The following is a 25,675-nucleotide window of genomic DNA, read 5'->3' as shown; positions in this document are numbered from 1 at the left end:
TACTGCGCTGTTAACAGACTTAAGGAAGCGTTACCGGGAACTGCGCCGCCATCCTGTGCGTGCGACACGGCCGGAACTTCAAATCGGCTCCCCCAGCGCCTAAATTCGCATCATGGTTCACGATTCCACCGACAATCCGGACGAGGCACGCGCGCGCAAATCGCCGCGAGTCGCGACCGTCGACGCTCCGCGCCAAGAGCGTCAGGAGCCGCAAGAGACGGCGCCGCCCGATCTCGATCCCGCCACTGCGGGCGGCGATGACGAGGACGATGCGCGGCTGCCGGACATTCTGGAAGAAAGCGGCGCGATCGACGAAGAGCCGCTGGCGAGCGGTCACGAGGCGATCGAGCGCGCGGTCCGGCTCGCGCCGACCTCGCCGGGCGTCTATCGCATGCTCAGCGCCAATGCCGACGTGCTCTATGTCGGCAAGGCCAAGAACGTCAAAAAGCGCCTGTCCAACTACGCGCGCCAGAGCGCGCCGCAGCCGGCGCGCATCCTGCGCATGATCGCGGCCACGGTGACCGTGGAGATCGTCTCGACCACGACCGAGACCGAGGCGCTGCTGCTGGAAGCCAATCTCATCAAGCAGCTGCGGCCGCGCTTTAACGTGCAGCTGCGCGACGATAAATCATTTCCCTATATTCTGATCACCGGCGACCATTGGGCACCGCAGATCCTGAAGCACCGCGGCGCGCAGACCCGGCCCGGGCGCTATTTCGGCCCGTTCGCCTCCGCCGGCGCCGTCAACCGCACCATCACGGCCTTGCAGCGCGCATTCCTGATCCGCTCCTGCACGGATTCCTTCTTCGAGAGCCGCTCGCGGCCCTGCCTGCTCTACCAGATCCGCCGCTGCGCCGGCCCGTGCACCCGCGAGATCGACTTTCCCGGCTATACGACGCTGGTGCGCGAGGCGACCGACTTCCTGTCCGGCAAGAGCCAGGCGGTGAAGCAGGAGCTCGCAGGCGAGATGGAGAAGGCTTCGGGCGAGCTCGAATTCGAGAGCGCGGCGCTCTATCGCGACCGCCTCGCCGCGCTGTCGGCGATCCAATCGCAGCAGGGCATCAATCCGCGCACGGTGGAGGAAGCCGACGTGTTCGCCATCCACCAGGAAGGCGGCTTCTCCTGCGTCGAAGTGTTCTTCTTCCGCACCGGACAGAACTGGGGCAACCGCGCCTATTTCCCGCGCGCGGAGAAGACCTATACGCCGGAGGAGGTGCTGGGCTCCTTCCTCGCCCAGTTCTACGACGACAAGCCGCCGCCGAAGACCATCCTGCTCTCGCATGACATTGAGGAGAGCGACCTGCTCGCCAACGCGCTATCGATCAAGGCCGGCCACAAGATCGAGGTCACCACGCCCAGGCGCGGCGAGAAGAAGGAGCTCGTCACCCACGCGCTGACCAATGCGCGCGAAGCGCTCGGCCGCAAGCTCGCGGATACCGCGACCCAAAGTCGCCTGCTCGACGCCATGGCCACCACGCTAAGCCTGCCGCATGCGCCCAAGCGCATCGAGGTCTACGACAACAGCCACATCCAGGGCACCAACGCTGTCGGCGCCATGATCGTCGCCGGCCCGGACGGCTTTGTGAAAAACCAGTACCGCAAGTTCAACATCAAGTCCGAAGGGCTCACGCCCGGCGACGATTACGGCATGATGCGCGAGGTGCTGGAGCGCCGCTTCAAGCGCCTGATCAACCCGCCCGAAGAGAGCGCTGCCAAGGCCAAGGACGACGATTTCCCGCAATGGCCCGATCTCGTGATCATCGACGGCGGCCGCGGCCAGCTCAACGCCGTCCGGGAGATCTTCACCAATCTCGGCCTGACCCAGGTGTCACTGATGTCGGTCGCCAAAGGGCCGGACCGGGATGCCGGCCGCGAGACCCTGTTCATGCCGGAGCGCGAGGCGATCAAGCTGGAGCCGCGCGACCCCGTGCTCTATTTCATCCAGCGCCTGCGCGACGAGGCGCACCGCTTCGTCATCGGCTCGCACCGCAAGCTGCGCAAGAAGGACATTCGCGAGGCCGGTTTGCAGGAGATTCCGGGCATCGGCCCGTCACGCAAACGTGCCTTGCTGCACCATTTCGGAACCCTGAAGGAGATCGAACGCGCCTCGATCGCCGATCTCGGCAAGGTTCCTGGGGTGAGCGCCGAGAGCGCCCGCAGGATTTTCGACTATTTCCATCCCCAGTCGGGGTGAACTAAAGAGGCCGTAGTCATATGGTCGTCGCATCCGGCACCCCCATTGGGGACGGACGGTTGACGTTCAGGCTTGAGCGGTATTGGTAGGACGGATGAACATCGCCACGACACGAGGGACGACCAGCCGCGCGATGTCCCTCCCGAACATCCTGACCTATGGCCGGATCGCCGCGATCCCGGTCGTGGTCGGATGCATCTATGCACAGTCGATCATGGACTATCCGCTGTGGCTGCGCTGGGTCGCGGTCGCGATCTTCATCGGCGCCGCGGTGACGGACTATCTCGACGGCTATTACGCGCGGATCTGGAATCAGCAATCGGCGTTCGGCCGGATGCTCGACCCGATCGCCGACAAGCTGCTGGTCGCCTCCTGCCTCCTCATGCTGGCCGCCGACGGCATCATCCATGGCTGGTCGCTGTGGGCCGCCATCGTGATCCTGTGCCGCGAGATTCTCGTGTCGGGGCTGCGCGAATACCTCGCCGCGCTGCGTGTCAGCGTGCCCGTGACCAAGCTCGCCAAGTGGAAGACCACGGTTCAGCTCGTCGCCATCGGCTTCCTGCTCGCCGGTCCGGCCGGCGACGAGGTTGTCCCGATGGTCTCACTGATCGGCCTCGTCCTGCTGTGGGCCTCCGCGATCCTGACCATGTACACCGGCTACGACTATTTCCGTGCCGGCATCCATCACCTCATCAAGGAGGACGAGGGATGAAGGTGAAGTACTTCGCCTGGGTGCGAGAGCGCGTGGGCAAGGCCGAGGAGACGATCGAGCCGCCCGCGACGGTGCGCACCGTCGAGGAGCTGATCGCCTGGCTGTCCGGTCGAAGCGAAGCTTATGCTTATGCGTTCGAGAAGCCGAAGGTGATCCGCACCGCGATCGACCACGCCCACGTCAAGTCCGACGCCACGATCGCGGGCGCCCGCGAGATCGCGTTCTTCCCGCCGATGACCGGCGGCTAGGCCATGACTCCCCTGTGACCACTTCCGCTGTGACCACCTGCCCTGTCGCCATCCGCATCCAGGAAGACGATTTCGACATCGCGCGCGAGATCGCGGTCCTGACCGAGAGCCGCACCGATATCGGAGCGGTCGTCAGCTTCTCCGGCATCTGTCGCGCCGACGAGGACAGTTCGAACATCGCGGCGCTCACGCTCGAACATTACCCTGGTATGGCGGAAGAAGAGATCAAGCGCCATGTCGACGAGGCCATCTCGCGCTGGCCACTCAACGGCGTCACCGTCATCCATCGCGTCGGGCGGTTCATGCCCGGCCAGAACATCGTGCTGGTGCTCACCGCCTCGCAACATCGCAGGGCGGCGTTCGAGGCGGCCGAGTTTCTGATGGATTATCTCAAGACCAGCGCACCCTTCTGGAAGAAGGAAGAGAGCGCCACCGGCACCGGCTGGGTCGAGGCCCACGCCCGCGACGACGAGGCCGCCGCACGCTGGACCCGATCCTGATGGCAAGAGCCGTGAAAAAGACGACGCGCGGCCCCGTCGCGTCAAAATTCGCCAAGGTCGGTCGCGGCGAGCTGCTCACGCTGATCGATTTCGTCCGTTATGCGGTCAGCTGCTTCGTCGAGGCGAAACTTGCCTTTGCCCACGGCACCACCGATGCGGTGGCGGAAGCCGTCTTCCTGGTCTGCGAAGCGTTGCACATGCATCCCGACCAGTTCGAGATTTTTGGCCATGCTCGCGTCACCGCCGCGGAAGGCCAGAGACTGCTTGACCTTATCCAGAAGCGCGTGACCACACGCAAACCGACGGCCTACCTCGTCAACAAGATCTACATGCGCGGCCTGCCGTTCTATGTCGACGAGCGCGTCATCGTTCCGCGCTCCTTCATTGGCGAGCTTCTGGATTCGCATTTCGGCGGCGACGGCGAAGCGGGTTCGCTGATCGACGATCCCACGGCCATTGAAAGCGTGCTCGATCTCTGCACGGGATCGGGATGCCTTGCGATCCTCGCCGCATATCATTTCCCGAATGCCATGGTCGACGCCGTCGATATCTCCAAGGGCGCGCTCGACGTCGCGGCGCGCAATGTTGGGGATCATGGGCTGGATGAGCGGATCACGCTGCATCGGGGCGATCTGTTCGCGCCGCTCGGCGCCAACAAATACGATCTGATCATCACCAACCCGCCCTATGTCGACGCGGAAGGCATGGCGGCGCTGCCGCCGGAATGCCGGGCCGAGCCGAAGCTCGCCTTCGACGGTGGCGCCGACGGTCTCGACGTCGTCCGTCGCATCCTGCGCGATGCGCCAGACCATCTCACACCGGACGGCGGCCTGCTCTGCGAGATCGGCCGCGGTCGCGAGCTGGTCGACGAGGCTTTTCCGGAACTGCCCCTGCTCTGGCTCGACACGGAGGAGTCCGAGGGCGAGGTGTTCTGGATCGCGACCGCCGATCTCGGTTGATCGAGCGCGCGACGGAACAAGTCAAATTCGGCCACGTTCATCCCCGGACGAATTGTCTCGCTCTCGGAGGATGTCCGCATGCTCGCGCCATCGGGCGAATTGCTGCGCGCCGGCATGGCGCTGAAACTCAACCATCTCAAGCGCGCAACGCGGTCGTATCTGCGTGACCGCACCAGCCAGACCACGGGTCGCCTGACGTCTTATGCGGTCGCGGCGGGATTGTTCGCCGTAGCCGGGCTGTTCCTGATTGCAACCTTCTTTGTCGGCCTGATCGCCCTCTACCGCTGGGTTGCCATTACCTATGGACAATTCTGGGGCTTTGGGGCCGTCGGGGCGGTGCTGTTGGTGCTGGCCGTCATCTGCGCTGGCATCGCCATGGTGCAGATGAGGCGCAAGCCCAAGTCGATCGTGCCACTCGCCAGCCGGCTTCGGGTGGCGATCGCCACCCCGCGCATCCGGCGCGGAACCGTCAAGGAGGCGGTAAAGGAGGTCGCGACAACGATTCCCTTGGTGCCGCTCGCGCCGGGCGAACGCGGCAATGGCAGTAAACCCCGCTCCATCCACACCAACCGGCCGGTGCAGCTTGGCCTGATGCTCGCGGCGATAGGTGTCTTGGGGCTCACCGCCGCGCGGCGGAGGCGGCACGGGCATGGATTGGACGCGTGATGCTCGCGCGGCGCTCCGATCAGTTCGACAACTGGCTGCTGATGGCGGCGACTGCCGTGCTGGTGCTGAGCGCGGAACGGTATTTTAAGGAGTCCGGCTTGATCCGGACGGGGCCTCCGCAGGACCACCGCAATAACGAGGCGAATTCGCCGGAGACGAGTGCCGGGCGTGCGGCCGCGCAGCCCGGACGCGGCCGTCACTCCGACAATCCCTTCGCAATTCCTTGGGCCGGCTGGAAGGATATTTTCTGGCGCACCTATCAGCGCATCGGTGAAGATCGCTTGCTGGCGACCGCGGGCGGCGTCGTCTTCTTCGGGTTGCTGGCGATCTTTCCGGCGATAACCGCGCTCGTCTCGTTCTACGGCCTGTTCGCCAATCCCTCGACGATTGCCGGCAACCTGCAGACCCTGGCGTTGATGCTGCCCGAGGGTACGTTCCAGATCATCCAGGACCAGGTCGCCCGCGTGGTGTCCAAGGGCAATACAGCACTTGGAGCCACGTTCCTGTTCGGTCTTGTGCTTGCGATCTGGAGCGCCAACGCCGGCGTCAAATCCATCTTCGACGCGCTCAACGTCGCCTACGAGGAGCGTGAAAAGCGCAGCTTCATCCGCCTGAACCTGGTGTCGCTGGCCTTCACGGTCGGCGGCATCGCAGCGCTGCTGTTGATGGTGGGCGCCGTGGTCGCCTTCCCGCTCGCGCTGAACCATCTCGGGCTTGCTCCCCAAAGCAAGCTGATCATCGCCCTCGCACGATGGCCGCTGCTGTTCGTCCTCCTGCTGGTCGCGCTTGCCATCCTCTACCGCTTCGCGCCGAGCCGGGATGCGCCGCGCTGGCAATGGCTGAGCCTCGGCGCAGTGACGGCCTCCATCCTTTGGATCGCCGGCTCGGCACTGTTGTCCTGGTATCTGTCCAAATTCGCCAATTACAGCGCGACCTACGGCTCGCTCGGCGCAGCGATCGGCCTGATGATGTGGATGTGGGTGTCGGCCATCGTGATCATGTTCGGGGCCGAGCTGAATTCTGAAATCGAACGGCAGACCCTGCGCGATACGACCACCGGGCGGCCGAAGCCGCTCGGCAGCCGCGACGCCGTTTCGGCCGACACGGTCGGTGCCGCCGCGCCGTCCTGACCCGGCACTCGCCGCTTGCGGCCGCTATCCCCTCGAATCAACAATGATGTTAGGGTCATTCATGCTTGGGGAGCATGAGGCGTAACGGGTGCGAATTGCGGCCCGTGTTTTCCCGGGTGAGGCAGTCAGCTCTTGAGGCATAGCGCGCGGCATGATTCGCATTTCGACGATCTTCATCGCCATCTGCATGGTCCTGGTCGCGGCCTCGCTCGGGCTCGGGCTCTACGCGGTCGCCGGCATCAGCGGAACCGAATCCGCGATCGTGGCGCTGACCGCGCTGACCTTCCTGATCCTCTACAACGCGGTCTCGATGCGGCTGCGCGACCGCAGTGACGTCGGCGGCCAGATCGCCGACCTGTCGCGCGGCACCGCCGATCTCGCCCGCCAGGTGGCCGAGTTCGGCCGCCGGCTCGCGGCGATCGAGGGCCGCATCGCCTCGTCCAATTCGACCAATTCCGATCGTGTCCAGTCGGTGGTCGGCGAGATCAACGAACTCGGCGGGCTGGTCAGGCAGCTTGCCGCCACCGTGTCGATCCATGAGGACCTGCTGGCCGGTCACGCGCCGGCGCTGGCCGCCGCTCCGGCCGCCAGGCTGGAGGCGGAAGCGCCGGTCGACCTGATGGCGCCGCTCGAGGACCGGGCGCCCCCTCCTCCGCCGCTTCCAGCAACTCCGCCGCCGCGGCCGACGCCGCCGGCAGTCCAGACCCACACCGCCAATGCCGTTTCGACGGTCAACGGCCGCAATCAGACCCAGATGCTGGCGACGTTGCGCAATGCCATTGACGAGAACCGCATCGACATCTTCCTCCAGCCGATGGTGACGCTGCCGCAGCGCAAGGTCCGCTTCTACGAGGCCGTGACCAGGCTTCGCGACGAGCGCGACCAGCTGATTGCTGCCGAAGAGTTCATCAGCATCGCCGAGGCCTCCGGGCTGATCGGACGCATCGACAACATGGTGTTGCTGCGCTGTGTCCAGGTGTTGCGCCGGCTGATGGTGCGCAACAAGGATGTCGGCGTGTTCTGCAATGTCGCGGCCTCGACGCTCGGCAATTCCACCACCTTCGCGCAATGCCTCGACTTCCTCGAGGCCAACCGGGCGCTCGCGCCATCGCTGGTGCTGGAGTTCAAGCAGTCGACCTTCCGCGGCCTCGGCCCTGCAGAGACGGAGAATCTCGCGGCGCTCGCGCAGCGCGGCTTCCGCTTCTCGATCGACCATGTCACCGACTTGCGGATCGAGCCGCGCGAGCTCGCCGACCGCGGCGTGCGCTTCATCAAGGTCCCGGCCTCGCTCCTGCTCGACCCGAGGCAGGCGTCGACCTCGGACATTCATCCCTCCGACCTGTCCGACCTGCTCGGCCGCTTCGGTATCGATTTGATCGCGGAGCGGATCGAGGGCGAGCGCGCGGTGGTCGACTTGCTCGACTATGACGTGCGGTTCGGCCAGGGCTTTCTGTTCGCGCCGCCCCGGCCATTGCGGCCCGAGGGGGCATCTGCTACCGGCGGGGCCGCGTCGAACCCGGCGCAGGACATTCAGGGATCCAATGGCTCCGGAACACCCAGCCCAGGCGGGGCGCCTGCCACTCCGTCATCGCGCATCACCGGCAACGCGGCGCTGGCGCGGCGCATCTGATCGGCCGCACGCATCATGACCACGTTGCATTTCGCCAAAAGGCTGCGCGAACTCGTGGATGGGGTCGAGGTCGTGCTCAGCGACATCTGGGGCGTGGTCCATAACGGACTGGAATCCTTCCCCGAGGCTTGCGAGGCGCTGCACACCTATCGCAGCCGTGGCGGTACGGTGATCCTGATCACCAACGCACCGCGCCCGGCCGCCTCCGTGCAGCGGCAATTGCGCAAGCTCGGTGTCGCCGACGAGACCTATGACGCGATCGTCTCCTCGGGCGATCTGACCCGGCACTATGTCGCTGAGCATCCCGGCCGCAAGATGTTCTGGCTCGGCCCCGAGCGCGACAACTCGATCTATCGCGGCCTCGATGCGAAGACCGCGCCGCTGGAAGAGGCCGACTACATCGTCTGCACCGGTCTCTATGATGACGAGACCGAGACCGCGGAAGACTATCGCGGCATGATGCTCAAGGCGCGCGAGCGCAAGCTGACGCTGATCTGCGCCAATCCCGACATCGTGGTCGAGCGCGGCGACCGGCTGATCTATTGTGCCGGCGCGATCGCCGAGCTGTATCGCGAGCTTGGCGGCGAGGTGATCTTCTACGGCAAGCCGCACCGGCCGATCTACGAGCGCGCGATGGCGCTCGCCGGCGAACGCCATGGCCACCCGATCGACCGGAAAAAGGTGCTCGCCATCGGCGATTCCGTCCGCACCGACCTGACCGGCGCACGTGAGTTCGGCATCGACTGCCTGTTCGTCACCCGCGGCATCCATGCCGAGGAGTTCGAGGGCCTCGACCAGCTCGATCCCAAGTCAGTGACGGAATTGTTCGGCCACCCGCCGAAGGCGCTGATGCGCGAATTGAAGTGGTGAGATCCGGCGTTCCGAAGGGAAGGCACCCAATACAGAAAGCCCGGGACAAATGCCCGGGCTTTCCAAATTGAGCTGATGGCGTCGATCGCGCGCTTACGCGCTCGCCATATCCGGGAAGACCGCCTCGATCTTGGTCTTCAGCGTCGCCGCATTGAACGGCTTGACGATGTAGTTGTTCACGCCGGCTTTCTTGGCCGCGATCACGTTCTCGGTCTTCGATTCCGCCGTGATCATGATGAAAGGCGTGGTGGCGAGATTGGGATCGGCCCGCACTTCGCGCAGCAGGTCATAGCCGGTCATCGGCTCCATGTTCCAGTCGGAAATCACGAGCCCGTACTTCTTGCCGCGCATCTTGTTCAGCGCCGCCGAACCGTCGCTGGCATCATCGATATTCTCGAAGCCAAGCTGCTTCAGCAGATTCCGGATGATACGGATCATGGTGCTATAGTCGTCCACCACCAGAACCGACATCGACAAATCAACCGCCATCTCGACTCCCCCAACGCAAACCCAGGAAATATTACGATCGGACCTGCCGGGCCGTAGCCCGTGGTTCCACGTTTCAAGCACTAGCACCAAGGCGTTAAACAGCGCGTTAACTGGGGCCGGCCGCGCTGAATGGAAATCGCGTTCCATGCGTTCGCCCCGCGCGCTTGACTTCATCGGCCCGGTCAAGCCACGGTCCGGCCGGTCCCGCCGGCTCGAGAATTTCCCCTGATGGCCCCGCAATTTACCGTTATCCGCGATACCACGCCCGATTCAGCGATCCTGAAGGGAGCCGTGGTCGCCATGGGCAATTTCGACGGGGTCCATCTCGGCCACCGCGCCGTTATTGCCGCAGCTCTGGAAATGGGCCGGGCGCACGGCCGCCCTGCGCTGGCGCTGACCTTCGAGCCGCATCCGCGCCGGTTCTTCAGCCCCAACACCCCGCAATTTCGCCTCACGGACGAACGCGCCAAGCTGCGGCTTCTGGCCGGGACCGGGCTTGCCGGTGCCGTGGTCATGACCTTCGACAAGGCCCGCGCCGGCACCAGTGCGCAAGATTTCATTCACCATGACCTGATCGAGCGCCTCGGCGTCAGCGGGATTGCGGTCGGCTACGACTTTCATTTCGGCAAAGGACGCGTCGGCTCGCCCGGCCTTTTGGTCAACGAGGCCCCCAGGCTAGGTATCGAGGTCGACGTGCAGCCGCATGTCGACATCGACGAGCGGCCGGTCTCCTCCAGTGCGATCCGGATCGCGCTCGCCGAGGGACAACTCGACGAGGCCACCACCATGCTGGGCGCGCCCTGGTTCGTCACCGGCGAGGTCATTCACGGCGAGAAGCGCGGCCGTGACCTCGGCTATCCCACCGCCAACATCCGGCTCGACGCCAATTGCGGCCTGAAGCACGGCATCTATGCCGTGCGGGTCGGCCGCGGGCCTGAGCGTCTGAACGGGGTGGCAAGCTTCGGCCGTCGGCCGACCTTTGATAATGGCGCGCCGCTGCTCGAAATCTTCCTGTTCGACTTCAAGGGCGACCTTTACGGGCAGGCGCTGGATTGCGCCTTTATCGGCTTCATCCGCGAGGAGCTGAAATTCGACAGCCTGGAGGCCCTGATCCGTCAGATGGACGACGATTCCGCCCGCGCTCGCGCCATGCTGGCCGCCGCCCCGGATGCGTTTCCGCGGCTCGGGACGGTCGATTAATCTAGGGGCCGGGCTAGGCGAGCAGCCGTGGATCGAATGGCGCCTGAACCACCTCAGCGATGCCAACACGCGCAGCATCCAGATGCGCAGGGTTCAGAAGAAAATTGGCTCCATGCGAACTTATCGCAGACGGCACCTGCAAGAGCGCACTCGTCGACCGATCAAGCCATCGATCGCCGATCCCGCGGCTAACCATCGTCTGAGACCGCCAGTTCAGAGGCAATTCTGATCCGACAGTCTCAACGACAACGTCGTCGGGGACCGCGACGCGCAGCAACTGATACGTCGGCGGGATAAGATCGCGATCCATATGGATCAACATTTCCAGCAATGCACTTGACGGATGATCGGCGAGATAGACGATCCGCTTGCCCTGTGAATGCCATCTGCCGGCTATCTTCAGGCCGCCAATTCCGGAAAGATCGATATAGTTCGAAATCCGCCAGAGCTCCATCTTGCGGGCTCAGGCAAAAATTCCGTGATCAATCCGTTCGAGCAATTCACGGACAACGGCCGCACCGAGTTCATCCTGCAACAAGTCGGCTGGCTTCTGACCCGACAACGATTGGTTTGGCCGCTGGAGCCAAGCCTTCGCCTTTGCTTCATCGCCAAAGACACGATCCGCGACCGTCTTGATCTCGAGGATTCTGACCGGCGCCCCAGATCTCTCTGACGAGGCAAGATCTTCAATCACCGTCCGAAGCAGTTCCGCTGTCTCTCGCTGACCAGCCTTGATCAACACGGTGTAAGCACCCTCAAGCGATGATACAACCTCTGAATGAGCCTGAGGGTCTCGCTTTCCGCCAAGCCGACGAAGCTGCTTGAGCTCCTCGAAAACCTCGGCAAGTGAACCTGTGCTCATGGAATTTGTCTCCGTTAATCAATACATTAATTCCGTCTTGGAATTCCGCAATAGCGCCTTGCGGCTCAGGATTGGCTCACCCTCCCTTTGCGCTTCCTTTGGCCCCCTGCTATGGAGGGCCCATGTTTGCGCGGCGCATCATAGGGATTAGCGGCCCGGCTTCCGCCTGAGCCTCCGGCTCGGCGCAAGACCGGGATTTTGTCGTTTCACCCCGCGATTCCGCATCGCCATCCGTTCCCGCGCCATTCCGAGCCAGTCAGCCTCATGTCCGAAAAGCCGCAAAAGTCCCAAAAATCCGAAGCTAAAGATTATTCGAAAACCCTGTTCCTGCCGCAGACCGAATTCCCGATGCGCGCCGGCCTGCCGCAGCGCGAGCCGGAAATCCTCAAGCGCTGGTACGAGATCGGCCTCTACGAGAAGCTGCGCGAGAGCGCAAAGGGCCGCGACAAGTTCGTGCTGCATGACGGCCCGCCCTATGCCAACGGCAACATCCATATCGGCACGGCGCTGAACAAGATCCTCAAGGATCTCGTCACCAAGAGCCAGCAGATGCTCGGCTTCGATTCCAACTACGTACCCGGCTGGGACTGCCACGGCCTGCCGATCGAGTGGAAGGTCGAGGAGGAGAACTATCGCAAGAAGGGCAAGCAGAAGCCCGACTTCCGCGACTCAGCCGCGATGATCGATTTCCGCAGAGAGTGCCGTGCCTACGCGACGCATTGGCTCAACGTGCAGCGCGAGGAGTTCAAGCGTCTCGGCGTGATCGGCGACTGGGCTCATCCCTACGCCACCATGAACTTTCCGGCCGAAGCCCAGATCGCGCGCGAACTGATGAAGTTCGCCGCCAACGGCACGCTCTATCGCGGCTCCAAGCCGGTGATGTGGAGCGTGGTCGAGAAGACCGCGCTGGCCGAAGCCGAGGTCGAGTACGAGGACTACACGTCGGACATGGTCTGGGTGAAATTCCCGGTCACCTCACCCGCGCACGGCGCGCTGGCATCGGCGAGTGTCGTGATCTGGACCACCACGCCCTGGACGCTGCCCGGCAACCGCGCCATCTCGTTCTCGCCGAAGATTGCCTACGGCCTCTACAAAGTGACGGACGCGCCCGCGGACAATTGGGCCAAGACCGGCGATCTGCTGATCCTTGCCGACGCGCTCGCTGCAGAGGTGTTCAAGCAGGCGCGCGTCGCGGCTTACGAGAAGGTGCGCGACATCCCCGGCGACACCATGGACGCGATCGAATGCGCCCATCCGCTGAAGGCGCTTGCCGGCGGCTATGAATTCATCGTGCCGCTCCTGTCCGGCGACCACGTCACCGACGACACCGGCACCGGCTTCGTGCACACAGCACCCAGCCACGGCCGCGAAGACTTCGACGTCTGGATGGTAAATACCCGCGAGCTCGACGCCCGCGGCATCAACAGCGCGATCCCCTACACCGTCGACGAGAACGGCGCCTATACTGACCAGGCGCCGGGCTTTACGGGGAAGCGCGTCATCAACGACAAGGGCGAGAAGGGTGACGCCAACGAGGCCGTGATCAAGGCGCTCGCCGACAACGGCATGCTGCTCGCGCGCGGCCGGCTCAAGCACCAATATCCGCATTCCTGGCGTTCGAAGAAGCCGGTGATCTTCCGCAACACGCCGCAATGGTTCATCGCGATGGACAAGGACATTGCGGACGACGGCAAGACCAGATCCGGCGACACGCTGCGCGCCCGCGCGCTGCACGCAATCTCGGTGACGCAATGGGTGCCGCCGTCAGGCGAGAACCGCATCAACGGCATGATCGAGGCCCGCCCGGACTGGGTGATCTCGCGTCAGCGCGCCTGGGGCGTGCCGATCGCCGTGTTCGTCCGCGAGAAGGGCGACGGCTCCGCCGAGATCCTCCAGGACGAGGCCGTCAACACCCGCATCGGCGATGCCTTCGAAAAAGAAGGCGCAGACGCCTGGTACGCGATCGGCGCGCGCGAGCGTTTCCTGGGCTCGCGTGCCAACGAGGATTGGCAGAAGGTCGACGACATCCTCGACGTCTGGTTCGATTCCGGCTCGACGCACGCCTTCGTGCTCGAAGACCCCGTGCAATTCCCCGGGCTTGCCGGCATCAAGCGCAAGGTGGATGGCGGCACCGACACTGTGATGTATCTCGAAGGCTCGGACCAGCATCGCGGCTGGTTCCATTCCTCGCTGCTGGAGAGCTGCGGCACGCGCGGCCGCGCGCCCTACGACATCGTGCTGACCCACGGCTTCACCCAGGCCGAGGACGGCCGCAAGATGTCGAAATCGCTCGGCAACACCATCGAGCCGCAGGCCGTCATCAAGGAATCCGGCGCCGACATCCTGAGACTCTGGGTCGCATCCTGCGACTATACCGACGATCAGCGCATCGGCCCCGAGATCCTGAAGAACACGGTCGAGACCTATCGCAAGCTGCGCAACACGGTGCGCTGGATGCTCGGCACGCTGCATCACTACAAGCCGGCCGACGCGGTCGCGCCCGCCGAGATGCCCGAACTCGAGCGGCTGATGCTGCACGAGCTTGCGACGCGCGCCGAATTGGTCCGCAAGGCCTATCAGACGTTCGACTTCAAGAGCGTGGTCGCAACACTGTCCGCCTTCATGAACAGCGAGCTCTCGGCGTTCTATATCGACATCCGCAAGGACACGCTCTATTGCGATCCGCCGTCCTCGCTGACACGCAAGGCGGCCCTGACCACGATCGACCTGCTGTGCAATTCAATCCTGAAATGGCTGGCCCCGGTCCTGAGCTTCACCGCCGAAGAAGGCTGGCGGATGTACAGGCCGGAAGCCGAAGCGTCGGTGCATTTGACGCTGTTCCCGGACGGGCTCGAACAATTCCGCGACGACAAGCTCGCCGCAAAGTGGGAGACCATCCGCAACGTCCGCCGCGTCGTCACCGGCGCGCTGGAGCTCGAACGTGCCGCCAAGAACATCGGCTCCTCGCTCGAGGCCTCGCCGGTGATCTATGTCGCCGACCGCGACATGCTGGCGAAATTGTTCGACACCGATCTCGCCGAGATCTGCATCACCTCGAACTACGAGGTGCGTGAGGGCGAGACGCCGGCCTCTGCATTCCGTCTCGATGCCGTGCCCGGCGTCGCGGTCGTGGTGGAGAAGGCCGTCGGCACCAAATGCGCCCGCTCCTGGAAAATCTCGCCGACCGTGGGTGAAGACCCTGAATATCCCGACGTCACCCCGCGCGACGCCAAGGCGCTGCGCGAATGGAAGACGTTGGGGGTAAGCGTCTGATCACCGGCCATGACCCCGCTCCGCGCCGGCATTCTCGCGGCCGTGGCCACGCTCGTGGCCGACCAGGGCTCAAAGCTCTGGCTGCTGAACGGATTCGACCTTGCCGGTCGCGGCGTGGTGAAGGTGACGCCGTTCTTCGACCTGGTGCTGGCTTTGAATATCGGGATCAGTTTCGGCTGGCTCCAGAATGACGGTCAGGCCGCGCAGCTCGCGCTGATGGCGGTGAAGGTCGTCGCAGTGATTGCGCTCGCGATCTGGATGGCGCGGTCACGGACCCGGCTCGCCACAATGGCCCTGGGATTGATCATCGGCGGCGCCATCGGCAACGGCATCGACCGCCTGGCTTATGGCGCGGTGATCGATTTCGCCCTGTTCCACATCGAGATCGCCGGAAATACCTATAATTGGTACGTCTTCAACCTGGCGGACGTGGCCATCGTTGCTGGGGTCGCGGCCCTATTGTATGATTCCTTCCTCGGGGTACCCGCCGCAAAAGCGCCCTGATCCCGGCTGATACGGACCGGAGGCGGAACCTTGCTTGGCGAGGGGTAGTCGTGCGAGACGCGGCAAGACCGGCATATTCAAGACTGCCACAATATGGAACAGGTACAGGCATGCGCAGCTCCGAGACCAGCGGTTCGATCGGCCGAGACGCCCGGCGGGGACTTTGGCTGGCGCTGAAATTGTCAGCCGTCGCGCTCGGCATCGGTCTCGTCATGTCGGCCGGCCCGGTCCGCGCCGGTGACGATGGCGATGATGACGACGACATGACCTTCGAAGAGAAGCTCATCGACAATTTGATGTCTGGTATCGGTGCCAAGAGCATGGAAAAGAAAGGCATCGAATACCGCGAGCGGTCGCCCCTGGTGGTGCCGCCGAAGCTCGACCTGCCGCCGCCGGCCAGCGCTGACGCCAAGAATGCGCCGAACTGGCCGAAGGATCCCGACGAGAAGCGCCGCAAGGAGGCCATCGCTCAGCGAAAGAAGGCGGGCAACAAGGCAACGGAGTCCTGGCAAGCAGCGCGACCGCTGTCGCCGGCCGAGTTGGACGCCCACAAGACGGTCGGCCCCGATAAGACCGTCAATGATCCGATCCAGCCGGGCACCAATGTCACCAACCCGACGATGAGCCCGGCCGAGCTCGGTTACACTGGCGGCCTGTTCAAGTTGTTTTCGAGCAACAAGAGCGAGGCCACGCAATTCACGAGCGAACCGCCGCGCCAGTCGCTGGTCGAACCGCCCCCGGGCTATCAGACGCCTTCGCCGAACTATGCCTACGGTTCCGGCGAGGATAAGTCGCGGAAGACCTATTTCGATGTCATGTCGGGTAAGGAAAAGGAGCAATAAGCTCCTTGCCCCGTCGCACGCAGGCGTGGACCCGCCGCAATCGTCCGGTGTAGGCCGGACGCGGTAGATGACCTATTTTTAAGTACAATTTGGCCGCGTTCTCTGCTTCGTGACCCGAAGCTCAAAGCCGTGCGGTGTAGCATGCCGTGCTTTCACGCCCGGACCTCGGGGTCCGGGCTTTCCCAAGGATCGTGATGTCCTCACACCGATCGGTTGCCTGCCTTTTCGCCGCGCTGCTCTCGACGTCCGCTTTCTCCGTCGGCAGCGCACTCGCCCAGACGACGGTCACGTCCGCGCCGCCCGCCAGCTTCACGCTCAGCAATGGCCTCCAGGTCTTGGTGATCCCTGACCACCGCACGCCCGTGGTCACGGAGATGATCTGGTACAAGGTCGGTTCGGCCGACGAGACGCCGGGCAAATCCGGCCTCGCCCACTTCCTCGAGCACCTGATGTTCAAGGGCACCGAGAAGCACCCGGTCGGTGAGTTCTCGCAGACCGTGCTCCGCGTCGGCGGCAACGAGAATGCCTCGACCTCGGTCGACTACACCAACTACTACCAGCGCGTGCCGCGGGAGCAACTGCCGAGCATGATGGAGTTCGAGGCCGATCGCATGACCGGCTTGATCCTCAAGGACGAGAATGTGCTGCCCGAGCGCGACGTCGTGCTCGAAGAGTACAACATGCGCGTCGCCAACAGCCCGGACGCACGGCTCAACGAGCAGGTCATGGCCGCGCTCTATCTCAACCATCCCTATGGCCGGCCGGTGATCGGCTGGCACCAGGAGATCGAGAAGCTCAATCGCGAGGACGCACTCGCCTTTTACCGCCGCTTCTACGCGCCGAACAACGCGATCCTGGTGATCGCCGGCGACGTCGAGGCCGCCGACGTGCGCCCGCTGGTCGAACGCAATTTCGGCCCGATCCCGGCCCAGCCGGCGATCCCCGCGCGGCGCATCCGCCCGCAGGAGCCGGAGCCTGCGGCCCCGCGCACCGTCACACTATCCGACCCGCGTGTCGAACAGCCGAGCCTTCGCCGCTTTTACCTGGTGCCCTCGGCGACGACGGCTGCGGCCGGCGAGAGCGCCGCGCTCGACGTGCTGGCGCAGTTGATGGGCAGCGGCAGCAACTCCTATCTCTACCGCGCGCTCGTCGTCGACAAGCCGCTCGCGGTCTCCGCCAGCGCCAGCTACTCGAGCATCTCGCTCGACCCGACCCAGTTCATGATCTCGGCGTCGCCAAAATCCGGTGTCACCTTCGCCGACGTCGAGCAGGTCATCGACGGTGTCATCGCGGACATTGTTGCGAACCCGATCCGCGCCGAGGATCTCGAGCGGGTGAAGACCCAGCTCATCGCGGAAGCGATTTACGCCCAAGACAATCAGGCGGTGCTGGCGCGCTGGTATGGCGGCGCACTGACCACGGGACTGTCGATCGAGGACATCCGAAGCTGGCCCGACCGGATCCGCGCCGTCACCGCCGAGCAAGTCCGGCAAGCCGCGCAAAAATGGCTCGAGAAGAAGCGCTCGGTGACCGGCTATCTGATCAAGGACACCGCTGCCGCCAAGCGCGAGGAGAAGCGTTCGTGACCCATCCCTTCCGTCGCGCAAACCACTTCCTATTGTCACTCGCCACCGGCGCGGCACTCGCGCTTGCTTCGGTGTCGCCCTCGCAGGCAGCGGCAAAAATCCAGCACTTGGTCTCGCCGGGCGGTATCGAAGCCTGGTTCGTCCAGGACGCAACCGTGCCGCTGATCGCCATGGAGTATTCCTTTGCCGGCGGCTCGGCGCAGGATCCCAAGGACAAGCCCGGCGTCGCCAATCTGGTCGGCGATCTCCTCGACGAGGGCTCGGGTGATCTCGATTCCAAGGCGTTCCATGAACGGCTCGACCGCCGCGCCATCGAGCTCTCGTTCAGTGCGACCCGCGATACCTTCCGCGGCAGCCTGCGCATGCTGCGTGACAACAAGGACGAGGCCTTCGAGCTGTTGCGCTCGGCACTGACCTCACCGCATTTCGACACCGCCGATGTCGAACGCATCCGCTCGCAGGTGATCTCGGGCCTGCGCCGCGACACCACCAACCCGAGTTCGCTCGCGAGCCGCAAATTCCTGGAGATGGCGTTCGGCGATCATCCTTACGGGCAGCAGACCAACGGCACGCTGGAGAGCGTGCCGACCATCACGGTCGCGGACATGAAGGATTATGTCGGCCGCGTCCTCGCCAAGGACACGCTGAAGATCGCCGTCGTCGGCGACGTCGATCCGGACACCCTCGGCAAGCTGCTCGATCATACGTTTGGGAGCTTGCCTGCCAAGGCCACCCTGACGCCGGTCCCCGATGTCGAGGCCGCCAAGCCGCCGCAGCGCGCCTTCGTGCCGCTCGATGTGCCGCAGACCGTGATCACCTTCGGCGGTCCCGGCGTGATGCGCAGCGATCCGAACTTCATGGCGGCCTATGTCGTCAACCACATCCTCGGCGGCGGCGGATTGTCATCGCGACTTTATCGTGAGGTCCGCGAAAAGCGCGGGCTGGCCTATTCCGTGTTCGAATCGCTGCTCTGGATGGAGCATTCGGCGATCTTCATCGGCAACACCGGCACCCGCGCCGACCGTGCCGGCGACACCATGGATGCGATCGAAAAGGAAGTGCGCCGCATCGCCGACGAGGGCCCGACACAGAAGGAGCTCGACGAGGCCAAGTCGTACCTCAAGGGCTCGCAGATGCTGGCGCTCGACACCTCCTCCAAGCTCGCGCAGGCGCTGCTGCAATATCAGCAGGACAAGCTGCCGATCGACTATATCGAGAAGCGCAACGGCATCGTCGACGCGGTGACGCTGGACGACGCCAAGGCCGCCGCCAAGCGGCTGTGGGGCCAGGGGCTTTTGACCGTCATCGTCGGCCGTGCCCCGCAGGCCGCCGCGCAACCGGCCGCGGCACCGGCGACCAAGTCGAACTGACGTCCCCTGACGTTTGCTGAAATGGCCGGGCTCGCCCGGCCATTTGCGTTTCCAGATGCACCATTGCCGAAAATGGACGTCCGCGATATGTCCGGGCGTCACGAATGGTGCCATCATGCTGCGGATATCCCGCGATCTCGTTATCGACGAGGACGACATCGAGATCGGCTTTGTCCGCGCCTCCGGTCCGGGCGGGCAGAACGTCAACAAGGTCGCGACCTCGGCCCAGTTGCGCTTCGACACGCGCAAGCTGACCATCCCGGAGGATGCGGCGATCCGGCTCGCCCGCATCGCCGGCCAGCGCATGACCAAGGATGGCGTGATCGTGATCCACGCCCAGCGCTTCCGCACCCAGGAACGTAACCGGCAGGACGCCATCGACCGGCTCGTCGATATCCTGAGCGAAGCGATGATCCGGCCGACGCCGAGGCGCGCGACGAAACCGACCTTTGGCTCGAAGCAGCGTCGGCTTGAGGGCAAGAAGCGCCGCAGCGACATCAAGGCCGGACGCGGAGGCGGCCGCGGCTTCGACGATTGACCAGAGCATTGACGGCGAAACCTCCGGCCGCCGGGGACCGGAGGTTTGCCGTTTCAGCTGACGTCAGTAGCGCTTGCCGGTGCTGGGGCTAGAGGCGGAATCGTCGATCGTCCCCTTGTGCGTTGCGCTGCCGGTGGTGCCGATCGTGCCCTTCGTCCCCTTGGTCGGCTTCATACCCGCCCTCTCGCCCGCAGCGCCCGGCTGGGCGCCCAAATTCTCTTCATCACCGCTTGAGGCGCCGCCTTGCATGGTCTTGCCCTGCGCGCCGCCACGCAACTTGGTCTCGGGTGACGCGCCTTGCGCAAGAACCGGCCCCACCAGCAATGCAGAGAGAGCGCATGCGATCACGGAGGTCTTCATCAACTTCATTCATTTCTCCTGGATTGACTCGCGATGAACGGTTCGGAGCATCCCCAACGCCGTTCGCCTGGACGGACCGTCCCATCGCGCCGAGATCCGAACGGCGCGGCCTCATGCAAGCCGCGTCGTGTGGTCATCGTTTAGGAATTTCACGGCCATTTCGCGGAAATGTTCTCCTCATATGCGGCGGAGAACACGTAGGCGGCGCGTACGTGCGTTTTCATATTGACGGCTTCGACGGCGAAACAGCCCGCTACTACCACCACCCATCTGACGCCGCCTAGAGTTCGCGCAACTCGCGTTGATGTGGTGGGCGGGCTTTGGCGATGCGGACGATCGTGCTGGGATTGTGCAGCGCAGTGGTGCTGGCGGTGCGGATTGCCGACGCACAAATGCCGTTACCGGCTGCAAAGCCGCCGGATGGCGCAACGCTGTTCAAGCAGCAATGCGCGGTGTGCCACACCACCAACCTGTCGGAACCGATGCGGCAAGGCCCGCCGCTGGTGAAGGTCGTGGGCCGGCCCGCCGGCAAGGTCGAAGGCTTTCATTACTCTGACGGCCTCGCGAAAGCTGATTTCACCTGGGACGACGCGAGGCTCGATGCCTGGCTGACCAATCCGCAAGCCGTCATTCCCGGCGTGGTCATGGCCTATCGCCAGGGCAAGCCCGAGACGCGCGCCGCCATCATCGCCTACCTCAAGGAGCTGAACTGAATGGCCAAGCCCGTCCATTCCATGATCCGCGTGCTCGACGAAGCGCGCTCGCTCGACTTCTACCGGCGCGCTTTCGGCCTCGAAGTCGCTGACCATCTGAAGTTTCCAGATTTTGCACTGATCTATCTGCGTCACCCCTCCTCACCCTTTGAGGTCGAGCTAACGGTCAATTTCGATCGCAGGGAGCCGTACCAGCTCGGCGACGGCTATGGCCATCTCGCCGTGGTGGTCGAGGATATCGATGCCGAGCATGCCCGCTTCGCGCGCGAGCAGCTCGCACCGGGGCCGCTGCGCGACTTCAAGCACGACGGCAAGACGCTGGCGCGCTTCTTCTTCGTCAGCGATCCCGATGGTTACAACATCGAAGTGATCCAGCGGGGCGGACGTTTCGGCTGATCAAAATCACACAAATCCAAATCACGAAAATTGACGGAGGAACCCATGAGAGAAGTCGATCGTCGAAGCAAGCATAGCCGTCGTGTCTTTCTCAAGGGCGCGGCGACCGCCGTGCCGGTCGTGGCTGTGGCGACCAGTGTCGCCGTCAAGATCGAGGGCGCCTGGGCCGATGAGGCCGGCACACTTTCGCCCGCGACGATGAAGACGCTGCTGAAGGTCGCGCGCGACATCTATCCGCACGACGTTCTCGGCGACAGCTATTACATCACTGCGATCAAGCCGTGGGATGACAAGGCGGCGAAGGACGCCTCCGTCAAGACGCTCATCAGCGACGGCATTGCCAGGCTCGATCAGAACGCGAGGGATCGCCACAAGGTGCCCTATGCCGATGTCCCCTGGGAAGCCGATCGCGTGGTGCTCCTGAAGGAGATCGAGCAGAGCGACTTCTTCCAGAAGGTGCGCGGCGACCTCGTCGTGTCCCTCTACAACCAGAAAGAGGTCTGGCCGCGGTTCGGCTACGAGGGCTCCTCCGCCGAGCACGGCGGCTACATCAACCGCGGCTTCGCCGACATCGACTGGCTGCCGAAAGCTTAGCGGCCACCCAACGGTTCAGGAGAACGCATATGGCAAAATTCGATCTGAACGATAACAGCGTTGTGGTGATCGTCGGCTCCGGCGCCGGCGGCGGCACGCTGGGCAACGAGCTCGCGCAGAAAGGCGTCAAGGTGGTCATCCTCGAGGCCGGTCCGCGCATCGAGAACCAGGACTTCATCAATGATGAGTGGGACAGCTTCTCCCAGCTCGCCTGGACGGATGCCCGCACCACGTCGGGAACATGGCGCGTCGCCAAGGATTTCTCGGGCCTGCCCGCCTGGATCGTCAAGGCGGTCGGCGGCTCCACCATCCACTGGGCCGGCGCCTCGCTGCGCTTCGACGAGCACGAGTTCAGGATCAAGAGCACCTACGGCAACATTCCCGGTGCGAACCTTTTGGACTGGCCGGTGACGCTCGCCGAGATGGAGCCGTGGTACGCCAAGGCGGAGAACAAGATGGGCGTGACCCGCACCAACGGCATCCCCGGACTTCCCGGCAACAATAATTTCAGGGTGTTGGAGGCCGGCGCGAAAAAACTCGGCTACAAGACCGTGCACACCGGCAACATGGCGATCAACAGCCAGCCGCGCGACGGACGCGGATCCTGCCAACAGATCGGCTTCTGCTTCCAGGGCTGCAAATCCGGCGCGAAATGGTCGACGCTCTACACCGAGATCCCCAAGGGCGAGGCGACTGGCAATCTCGAGGTCCGGCCGAGCAGCATGGCGGTCAAGATCGAGCATGACTCCAGCGGCAAGGTCACCGGCGTGGTCTATGCCGACGAGAACGGCGCGATGCAGCGCCAGAAGGCGCGGATCGTTGCGGTGGCCGGCAATTCGATCGAGAGCCCGCGGCTGCTGCTCAACAGCGCTTCCAGCATGTTCCCTGACGGGCTCGGCAACTCAAGCGGTCAGGTCGGCCGCAACTACATGCGTCACATGACCGGCAGCGTCTACGCCGTGTTCGAGAAGTCGGTGCACATGTATCGCGGCACCACCATGGCCGGCATTATCCGCGACGAGGCCGCCAACAATCCGAAGCGCGGCTTTGTCGGCGGCTATGAGATGGAGACGCTGTCGCTCGGACTGCCATTCATGGCGGCGTTCCTCAATCCAGGCTCTTGGGGCAGGCCGTTCACTGCCGCGATCGACGGCTATCCGCGGATGGCCGGCATGTGGCTGGTGGGCGAGGACATGCCGCAGGAGACCAACCGCATCACGCTCGATCCGACCGTGAAGGACAAGTTCGGCCAGCCAGTGGCGAGCGTGCATTACGACGATCATCCCAACGACGTCGCGATGCGGGCGCACGCCTACAAGCAGGGTGCGGCGGTCTATGACGCAGTCGGCGCCACCGTGACCTATCCGACGCCACCCTATCCGAGCACGCACAATCTCGGCTCCAACCGGATGAGCGAGAAGCCGCGCGACGGCGTGGTCAACAAGTTCGGCCAGAGCCACGACGTGAAGAACTTGTTCGTCTCCGACGGCAGCCAGTTCACCAGCGGCGCGGCCTGCAATCCGACCTTGACCATCGTCGCGCTTGCGATCCGGCAGGCGGATTACATTTCGGGCGCGATGCAGAAGAAAGAGATCTGATATCTCACACGCCAAAGCGGCCCTGTAATGCCCGGACAGGGCCGCTTTTCCTTTGACGATGGTTCGGAACGGATGCGGCTATTCGGCCGCGTCGAGGATGGGTGCCACCAAGGCCTTGAACTCCCGCACCGGCGCCAGGCTCTTCGAGCGATAGATCAGGCAGGAGCAGCGCAATAGCGAGGCAAAATTATTGAGCTCGCCGTGGTGGTCGAGCACCTCGTTGTAGAGCGTGGTCAGGAACTTGCCGAGGCTCATGCTCTCCTTGGCGGCGATCTCCTCCAGCGTATCCCAGAACGCCATCTCCAGCCGGATCGAGGTGCAATGCCCGCCGATCCGCAACGAGCGGGTCTGGGATCCATAGTCACGTTGGGGCTGGTGCGCGAAGAGATGGCACATGGCGTCCTCCCGTCCTGTTGCCGCTTTTTCACGATGCTACACCTGCTCTCCGGGCCTCACAATCAGGACTGAGCGAGGGGGACGGCCGGCGCGGCGATTTGCTCGAATGTCCAATGGCTTCAACACAATGGTCCACAGCCTTCTCCACTGGATCACGATCCTGTTGCTTGGCACATGGTTTTGACGCAACACGGCATAGAATGGCGCGTCCAGCGAATCCCCAGATCAATCCCATGCCCGTCCGTCAGCTTCCAGAACAGGTCGTCAACCGCATCGCCGCCGGCGAGGTGGTCGAGCGCCCGGCGAGCGTGGTCAAGGAACTCGTCGAGAATGCGATCGATGCCGGCGCGAGCCGGATCGACGTCTTCACCGATGGTGGCGGGCGGCGGCGGATCGGAATCACCGATGACGGCAGCGGGATGACAGCGAAGGATCTTGCGCTCGCGGTCGAGCGCCATGCCACGTCGAAGCTCGACGACGAGGACCTGCTCCAGATCCGCACGCTCGGCTTTCGCGGCGAGGCGCTGCCCTCGATCGGCTCGGTCGCGCGTCTCTCCATCACCACGCGGCATGCCAGCGCGCCCCATGCCTGGGCGCTCACCGTCGAGGGCGGCGAAAAATCCGAGGTCATGCCGGCCGCGCTCGCGCACGGCACCCGCGTCGAGGTCAACGATCTCTTCTATGCGACGCCAGCGCGGCTGAAATTCTTGAAAACCGACCGCACCGAGGCGGAGGCGATCCGGGAAGTGGTGCGGCGCCTCGCCATGGCACGGCCCGATGTCGCTTTCACACTCGCAGGCGAAGAGCGCGCGCCGGTGACCTGGACCGCCGCGCTGCCCGGCGCGGCCGGGCGCCTGACACGGCTCGGCGACATCCTCGGTGCAGAGTTCCGCAGCCATGCCTTCGAGGTCCATGCCGAGCGCGAGGGCGTCGTCGTCGCCGGCTATGCCGCAGCACCTGCGCTGACCAAGGCCAACGCGCTCGGACAATATCTCTTCGTCAACGGCCGTCCGGTGCGCGACAAGCTGATCCTGGGCGCCGTGCGCGGAGCCTACGCCGACTATCTGCCGCGCGACCGGCATCCGGTGCTGGCGCTGTTTGTCACGCTGGATCCACGCGAAGTCGACGCCAACGTGCATCCGGCCAAGTCCGAGGTGCGCTTCCGCAACGCCGGCCTCGTGCGCGCGCTGATCGTGCACGGGCTGAAGGATGGTCTTGCACGCGAGGGCCGCCGCACCGCCGCCAACAGCGGCGAGAGCGCATTGTCATCGTTCCGGCCTGCTTTCACGCCGCGCCCCGCAAGCTGGGACTGGCGGGCTTCGCCATCCGCGCCGGTCGCATCAATACCGTCGTTCGAAGGCTCCGCCGCGCCCGCGTTCGGCGAGCGCACGCAGTCAGCGTTCGACGTCGGCGCGCCGAGTGCCGACGTGCGGTTCGAGGCCCAGCCCGTGGCCGATCTCGTCGACCGTCCACTCGGCGCGGCACGCACGCAGCTGCACGAGACCTATATCGTATCGCAGACCCGCGACGGTCTCATCATCGTCGACCAGCACGCCGCCCATGAGCGCATTGTCTATGAGCGACTGAAGGCGTCACTCGCCGAAAACGGCGTGCAGCGGCAGATCCTGCTGATCCCCGAGATCGTCGAGATGGACGAGGCCACGGTGGAGCGGCTGCTTGAACGCAGCGAAGAACTCGGATCGTTCGGTCTTGCGATCGAATCCTTCGGTCCCGGCGCAGTGGCCGTGCGCGAAACGCCGTCGCTGCTCGGCAAGACCAATGCGGGCGGGCTCTTGCGCGATCTCTCCGAGCACATGGCCGAATGGGACGAGGCGCTGCCGCTGGAGCGCCGCCTGATGCACGTCGCCGCCACCATGGCCTGCCACGGCTCGGTGCGCGCCGGCCGCAGGTTGCGGCCGGAGGAGATGAACGCGCTGCTCCGCGAGATGGAGGAGACGCCGAACTCGGGCCAGTGCAACCACGGCCGGCCGACCTATGTCGAGCTGAAGCTGGCCGATGTGGAGAAGCTGTTCGGGCGGAGGTGA

Annotated in this window: 26 protein-coding genes; 21 read left to right on the top strand and 5 right to left on the bottom strand. The window is 64.3% G+C overall.

The window, feature by feature from the left end; all coding sequences use genetic code 11:
* The first annotated feature begins 112 nt into the window (after positions 1–112).
* From uvrC to ACTGJ9_RS10440, 9 genes are all read left to right on the top strand, one after another.
* A complete protein-coding gene (uvrC, locus tag ACTGJ9_RS10480; RefSeq protein WP_456676997.1) occupies positions 113–2,194 on the top strand; it encodes an excinuclease ABC subunit UvrC in 2,082 nt (693 codons plus the stop codon).
* A gap of 94 nt (positions 2,195–2,288) precedes the next feature.
* Positions 2,289–2,906 carry a CDP-diacylglycerol--glycerol-3-phosphate 3-phosphatidyltransferase gene (pgsA, locus tag ACTGJ9_RS10475; RefSeq protein ID WP_148751106.1) on the top strand — a complete coding sequence of 206 codons (618 nt, stop codon included), beginning with the start codon at positions 2,289–2,291 and terminating at the stop codon, positions 2,904–2,906.
* Entirely contained in the window at positions 2,903–3,154 is a 252-nt protein-coding gene (gene moaD, locus ACTGJ9_RS10470; protein ID WP_456676996.1) for a molybdopterin converting factor subunit 1, read from the top strand. Before pgsA ends, moaD begins: the two co-directional genes overlap by 4 nt.
* 14 nt (positions 3,155–3,168) lie before the next feature.
* On the top strand, positions 3,169–3,654 hold the full coding sequence (locus ACTGJ9_RS10465; protein ID WP_456676995.1) for a molybdenum cofactor biosynthesis protein MoaE: 486 nt from the start codon (positions 3,169–3,171) through the stop codon (positions 3,652–3,654).
* The gene (gene prmB, locus ACTGJ9_RS10460) at positions 3,654–4,613 is read left to right on the top strand and encodes a 50S ribosomal protein L3 N(5)-glutamine methyltransferase (RefSeq protein ID WP_456676994.1); all 960 of its coding nucleotides are present in this window, start codon (positions 3,654–3,656) and stop codon (positions 4,611–4,613) included. The genes ACTGJ9_RS10465 and prmB overlap by 1 nt, the downstream gene beginning before the upstream one ends.
* Positions 4,614–4,691: 78 nt before the next feature.
* Positions 4,692–5,279, top strand: a complete 588-nt coding sequence (locus ACTGJ9_RS10455; protein WP_456676993.1) for a phage holin family protein — start codon at positions 4,692–4,694, stop codon at positions 5,277–5,279.
* Positions 5,279–6,409, top strand: coding sequence for a YihY/virulence factor BrkB family protein (locus ACTGJ9_RS10450; RefSeq protein WP_456678493.1), 1,131 nt, complete (start codon positions 5,279–5,281; stop codon positions 6,407–6,409). The genes ACTGJ9_RS10455 and ACTGJ9_RS10450 overlap by 1 nt, the downstream gene beginning before the upstream one ends.
* 151 nt (positions 6,410–6,560) lie before the next feature.
* Positions 6,561–8,039 carry an EAL domain-containing protein gene (locus tag ACTGJ9_RS10445; RefSeq protein WP_456676992.1) on the top strand — a complete coding sequence of 493 codons (1,479 nt, stop codon included), beginning with the start codon at positions 6,561–6,563 and terminating at the stop codon, positions 8,037–8,039.
* Positions 8,040–8,054: 15 nt separating this feature from the next.
* Entirely contained in the window at positions 8,055–8,909 is an 855-nt protein-coding gene (locus ACTGJ9_RS10440) for a TIGR01459 family HAD-type hydrolase (RefSeq protein ID WP_456676991.1), read from the top strand.
* A gap of 93 nt (positions 8,910–9,002) precedes the next feature.
* Here ACTGJ9_RS10440 and ACTGJ9_RS10435 read toward each other — a convergent pair whose 3' ends face one another.
* Positions 9,003–9,398, bottom strand: coding sequence for a response regulator (locus ACTGJ9_RS10435; protein ID WP_007596883.1), 396 nt, complete (start codon positions 9,396–9,398; stop codon positions 9,003–9,005).
* Positions 9,399–9,626: 228 nt separating this feature from the next.
* Between ACTGJ9_RS10435 and ACTGJ9_RS10430 the strand changes: the two genes are divergently transcribed.
* Positions 9,627–10,598, top strand: a complete 972-nt coding sequence (locus ACTGJ9_RS10430) for a bifunctional riboflavin kinase/FAD synthetase (protein ID WP_456676990.1) — start codon at positions 9,627–9,629, stop codon at positions 10,596–10,598.
* Positions 10,599–10,611: 13 nt separating this feature from the next.
* On the opposite strand, the gene ACTGJ9_RS10425 is transcribed toward ACTGJ9_RS10430, so the two are convergent.
* Positions 10,612–11,052, bottom strand: a complete 441-nt coding sequence (locus ACTGJ9_RS10425) for an RES family NAD+ phosphorylase (protein ID WP_456676989.1) — start codon at positions 11,050–11,052, stop codon at positions 10,612–10,614.
* A gap of 9 nt (positions 11,053–11,061) precedes the next feature.
* Positions 11,062–11,460 (bottom strand): antitoxin Xre/MbcA/ParS toxin-binding domain-containing protein, encoded by a 399-nt coding sequence (locus tag ACTGJ9_RS10420; RefSeq protein WP_456676988.1) that lies wholly within the window; start codon positions 11,458–11,460, stop codon positions 11,062–11,064.
* Between the two features lie 264 nt (positions 11,461–11,724).
* Here ACTGJ9_RS10420 and ileS point away from each other — a divergent pair, with 264 nt between their 5' ends.
* The 6 genes from ileS (at position 11,725) to arfB (ending at position 19,573) form a co-directional block, all read left to right on the top strand.
* Positions 11,725–14,733, top strand: a complete 3,009-nt coding sequence (ileS, locus tag ACTGJ9_RS10415) for an isoleucine--tRNA ligase (protein ID WP_456676987.1) — start codon at positions 11,725–11,727, stop codon at positions 14,731–14,733.
* A gap of 9 nt (positions 14,734–14,742) precedes the next feature.
* The gene (lspA, locus tag ACTGJ9_RS10410; protein ID WP_456676986.1) at positions 14,743–15,237 is read left to right on the top strand and encodes a signal peptidase II; all 495 of its coding nucleotides are present in this window, start codon (positions 14,743–14,745) and stop codon (positions 15,235–15,237) included.
* Between the two features lie 110 nt (positions 15,238–15,347).
* On the top strand, positions 15,348–16,079 hold the full coding sequence (locus ACTGJ9_RS10405; RefSeq protein WP_456676985.1) for a hypothetical protein: 732 nt from the start codon (positions 15,348–15,350) through the stop codon (positions 16,077–16,079).
* A gap of 194 nt (positions 16,080–16,273) precedes the next feature.
* Entirely contained in the window at positions 16,274–17,665 is a 1,392-nt protein-coding gene (locus tag ACTGJ9_RS10400) for a M16 family metallopeptidase (RefSeq protein WP_456676984.1), read from the top strand.
* Positions 17,662–19,035, top strand: a complete 1,374-nt coding sequence (locus ACTGJ9_RS10395; RefSeq protein WP_456676983.1) for a M16 family metallopeptidase — start codon at positions 17,662–17,664, stop codon at positions 19,033–19,035. Before ACTGJ9_RS10400 ends, ACTGJ9_RS10395 begins: the two co-directional genes overlap by 4 nt.
* 115 nt (positions 19,036–19,150) lie before the next feature.
* Positions 19,151–19,573, top strand: coding sequence for an alternative ribosome rescue aminoacyl-tRNA hydrolase ArfB (gene arfB, locus ACTGJ9_RS10390; RefSeq protein ID WP_354032971.1), 423 nt, complete (start codon positions 19,151–19,153; stop codon positions 19,571–19,573).
* 63 nt (positions 19,574–19,636) lie between these two features.
* Here arfB and ACTGJ9_RS10385 read toward each other — a convergent pair whose 3' ends face one another.
* A complete protein-coding gene (locus ACTGJ9_RS10385) occupies positions 19,637–19,942 on the bottom strand; it encodes a hypothetical protein (protein WP_456676982.1) in 306 nt (101 codons plus the stop codon).
* Between the two features lie 317 nt (positions 19,943–20,259).
* On the opposite strand from ACTGJ9_RS10385, the gene ACTGJ9_RS10380 reads away from it, so the two are divergent.
* Genes ACTGJ9_RS10380 through ACTGJ9_RS10365 form a run of 4 tightly spaced genes read left to right on the top strand, consistent with a single transcriptional unit; the run spans position 20,260 to position 23,234 of the window.
* The gene (locus ACTGJ9_RS10380) at positions 20,260–20,646 is read left to right on the top strand and encodes a c-type cytochrome (protein ID WP_456676981.1); all 387 of its coding nucleotides are present in this window, start codon (positions 20,260–20,262) and stop codon (positions 20,644–20,646) included.
* Positions 20,647–21,042, top strand: a complete 396-nt coding sequence (locus tag ACTGJ9_RS10375; protein ID WP_456676980.1) for a VOC family protein — start codon at positions 20,647–20,649, stop codon at positions 21,040–21,042.
* Positions 21,043–21,087: 45 nt separating this feature from the next.
* Complete coding sequence (locus tag ACTGJ9_RS10370; RefSeq protein ID WP_456676979.1) at positions 21,088–21,636, top strand: gluconate 2-dehydrogenase subunit 3 family protein; 549 nt, start codon at positions 21,088–21,090, stop codon at positions 21,634–21,636.
* Between the two features lie 29 nt (positions 21,637–21,665).
* On the top strand, positions 21,666–23,234 hold the full coding sequence (locus ACTGJ9_RS10365) for a GMC family oxidoreductase (protein ID WP_456676978.1): 1,569 nt from the start codon (positions 21,666–21,668) through the stop codon (positions 23,232–23,234).
* Positions 23,235–23,312: 78 nt separating this feature from the next.
* Here ACTGJ9_RS10365 and ACTGJ9_RS10360 read toward each other — a convergent pair whose 3' ends face one another.
* Positions 23,313–23,630 (bottom strand): ribbon-helix-helix domain-containing protein, encoded by a 318-nt coding sequence (locus tag ACTGJ9_RS10360; RefSeq protein WP_456676977.1) that lies wholly within the window; start codon positions 23,628–23,630, stop codon positions 23,313–23,315.
* Positions 23,631–23,863: 233 nt separating this feature from the next.
* On the opposite strand from ACTGJ9_RS10360, the gene mutL reads away from it, so the two are divergent.
* A complete protein-coding gene (mutL, locus tag ACTGJ9_RS10355) occupies positions 23,864–25,675 on the top strand; it encodes a DNA mismatch repair endonuclease MutL (RefSeq protein WP_456676976.1) in 1,812 nt (603 codons plus the stop codon).

Source organism: Bradyrhizobium sp. RDM12 (assembly GCF_051917485.1).
Classification (GTDB): Bacteria; Pseudomonadota; Alphaproteobacteria; order Rhizobiales; family Xanthobacteraceae; genus Bradyrhizobium.
Note: the sequence above shows the minus strand (reverse complement) of the source record. Positions and strands in the feature narration are given on the sequence as shown.

What these genes read in the sequence shown, in the direction of transcription:
- ACTGJ9_RS10450 (WP_456678493.1), top strand. Translation starts at nt 5,279, where the DNA reads ATGCTCGCGCGGCGCTCCGATCAGTTCGACAACTGGCTGCTGATGGCG.
- ACTGJ9_RS10370 (WP_456676979.1), top strand. Translation starts at nt 21,088, where the DNA reads ATGAGAGAAGTCGATCGTCGAAGCAAGCATAGCCGTCGTGTCTTTCTC.
- ACTGJ9_RS10375 (WP_456676980.1), top strand. Translation starts at nt 20,647, where the DNA reads ATGGCCAAGCCCGTCCATTCCATGATCCGCGTGCTCGACGAAGCGCGC.
- ACTGJ9_RS10365 (WP_456676978.1), top strand. Translation starts at nt 21,666, where the DNA reads ATGGCAAAATTCGATCTGAACGATAACAGCGTTGTGGTGATCGTCGGC.
- ileS (WP_456676987.1), top strand. Translation starts at nt 11,725, where the DNA reads ATGTCCGAAAAGCCGCAAAAGTCCCAAAAATCCGAAGCTAAAGATTAT.
- pgsA (WP_148751106.1), top strand. Translation starts at nt 2,289, where the DNA reads ATGAACATCGCCACGACACGAGGGACGACCAGCCGCGCGATGTCCCTC.
- ACTGJ9_RS10385 (WP_456676982.1), bottom strand. Translation starts at nt 19,942, where the DNA reads ATGAAGTTGATGAAGACCTCCGTGATCGCATGCGCTCTCTCTGCATTG.
- ACTGJ9_RS10430 (WP_456676990.1), top strand. Translation starts at nt 9,627, where the DNA reads ATGGCCCCGCAATTTACCGTTATCCGCGATACCACGCCCGATTCAGCG.
- uvrC (WP_456676997.1), top strand. Translation starts at nt 113, where the DNA reads ATGGTTCACGATTCCACCGACAATCCGGACGAGGCACGCGCGCGCAAA.
- ACTGJ9_RS10445 (WP_456676992.1), top strand. Translation starts at nt 6,561, where the DNA reads ATGATTCGCATTTCGACGATCTTCATCGCCATCTGCATGGTCCTGGTC.
- moaD (WP_456676996.1), top strand. Translation starts at nt 2,903, where the DNA reads ATGAAGGTGAAGTACTTCGCCTGGGTGCGAGAGCGCGTGGGCAAGGCC.
- ACTGJ9_RS10380 (WP_456676981.1), top strand. Translation starts at nt 20,260, where the DNA reads ATGCGGACGATCGTGCTGGGATTGTGCAGCGCAGTGGTGCTGGCGGTG.
- ACTGJ9_RS10425 (WP_456676989.1), bottom strand. Translation starts at nt 11,052, where the DNA reads ATGGAGCTCTGGCGGATTTCGAACTATATCGATCTTTCCGGAATTGGC.
- ACTGJ9_RS10420 (WP_456676988.1), bottom strand. Translation starts at nt 11,460, where the DNA reads ATGAGCACAGGTTCACTTGCCGAGGTTTTCGAGGAGCTCAAGCAGCTT.
- mutL (WP_456676976.1), top strand. Translation starts at nt 23,864, where the DNA reads ATGCCCGTCCGTCAGCTTCCAGAACAGGTCGTCAACCGCATCGCCGCC.
- arfB (WP_354032971.1), top strand. Translation starts at nt 19,151, where the DNA reads ATGCTGCGGATATCCCGCGATCTCGTTATCGACGAGGACGACATCGAG.
- ACTGJ9_RS10435 (WP_007596883.1), bottom strand. Translation starts at nt 9,398, where the DNA reads ATGGCGGTTGATTTGTCGATGTCGGTTCTGGTGGTGGACGACTATAGC.
- prmB (WP_456676994.1), top strand. Translation starts at nt 3,654, where the DNA reads ATGGCAAGAGCCGTGAAAAAGACGACGCGCGGCCCCGTCGCGTCAAAA.
- ACTGJ9_RS10440 (WP_456676991.1), top strand. Translation starts at nt 8,055, where the DNA reads ATGACCACGTTGCATTTCGCCAAAAGGCTGCGCGAACTCGTGGATGGG.
- ACTGJ9_RS10455 (WP_456676993.1), top strand. Translation starts at nt 4,692, where the DNA reads ATGCTCGCGCCATCGGGCGAATTGCTGCGCGCCGGCATGGCGCTGAAA.
- ACTGJ9_RS10360 (WP_456676977.1), bottom strand. Translation starts at nt 23,630, where the DNA reads ATGTGCCATCTCTTCGCGCACCAGCCCCAACGTGACTATGGATCCCAG.
- ACTGJ9_RS10405 (WP_456676985.1), top strand. Translation starts at nt 15,348, where the DNA reads ATGCGCAGCTCCGAGACCAGCGGTTCGATCGGCCGAGACGCCCGGCGG.
- ACTGJ9_RS10400 (WP_456676984.1), top strand. Translation starts at nt 16,274, where the DNA reads ATGTCCTCACACCGATCGGTTGCCTGCCTTTTCGCCGCGCTGCTCTCG.
- lspA (WP_456676986.1), top strand. Translation starts at nt 14,743, where the DNA reads ATGACCCCGCTCCGCGCCGGCATTCTCGCGGCCGTGGCCACGCTCGTG.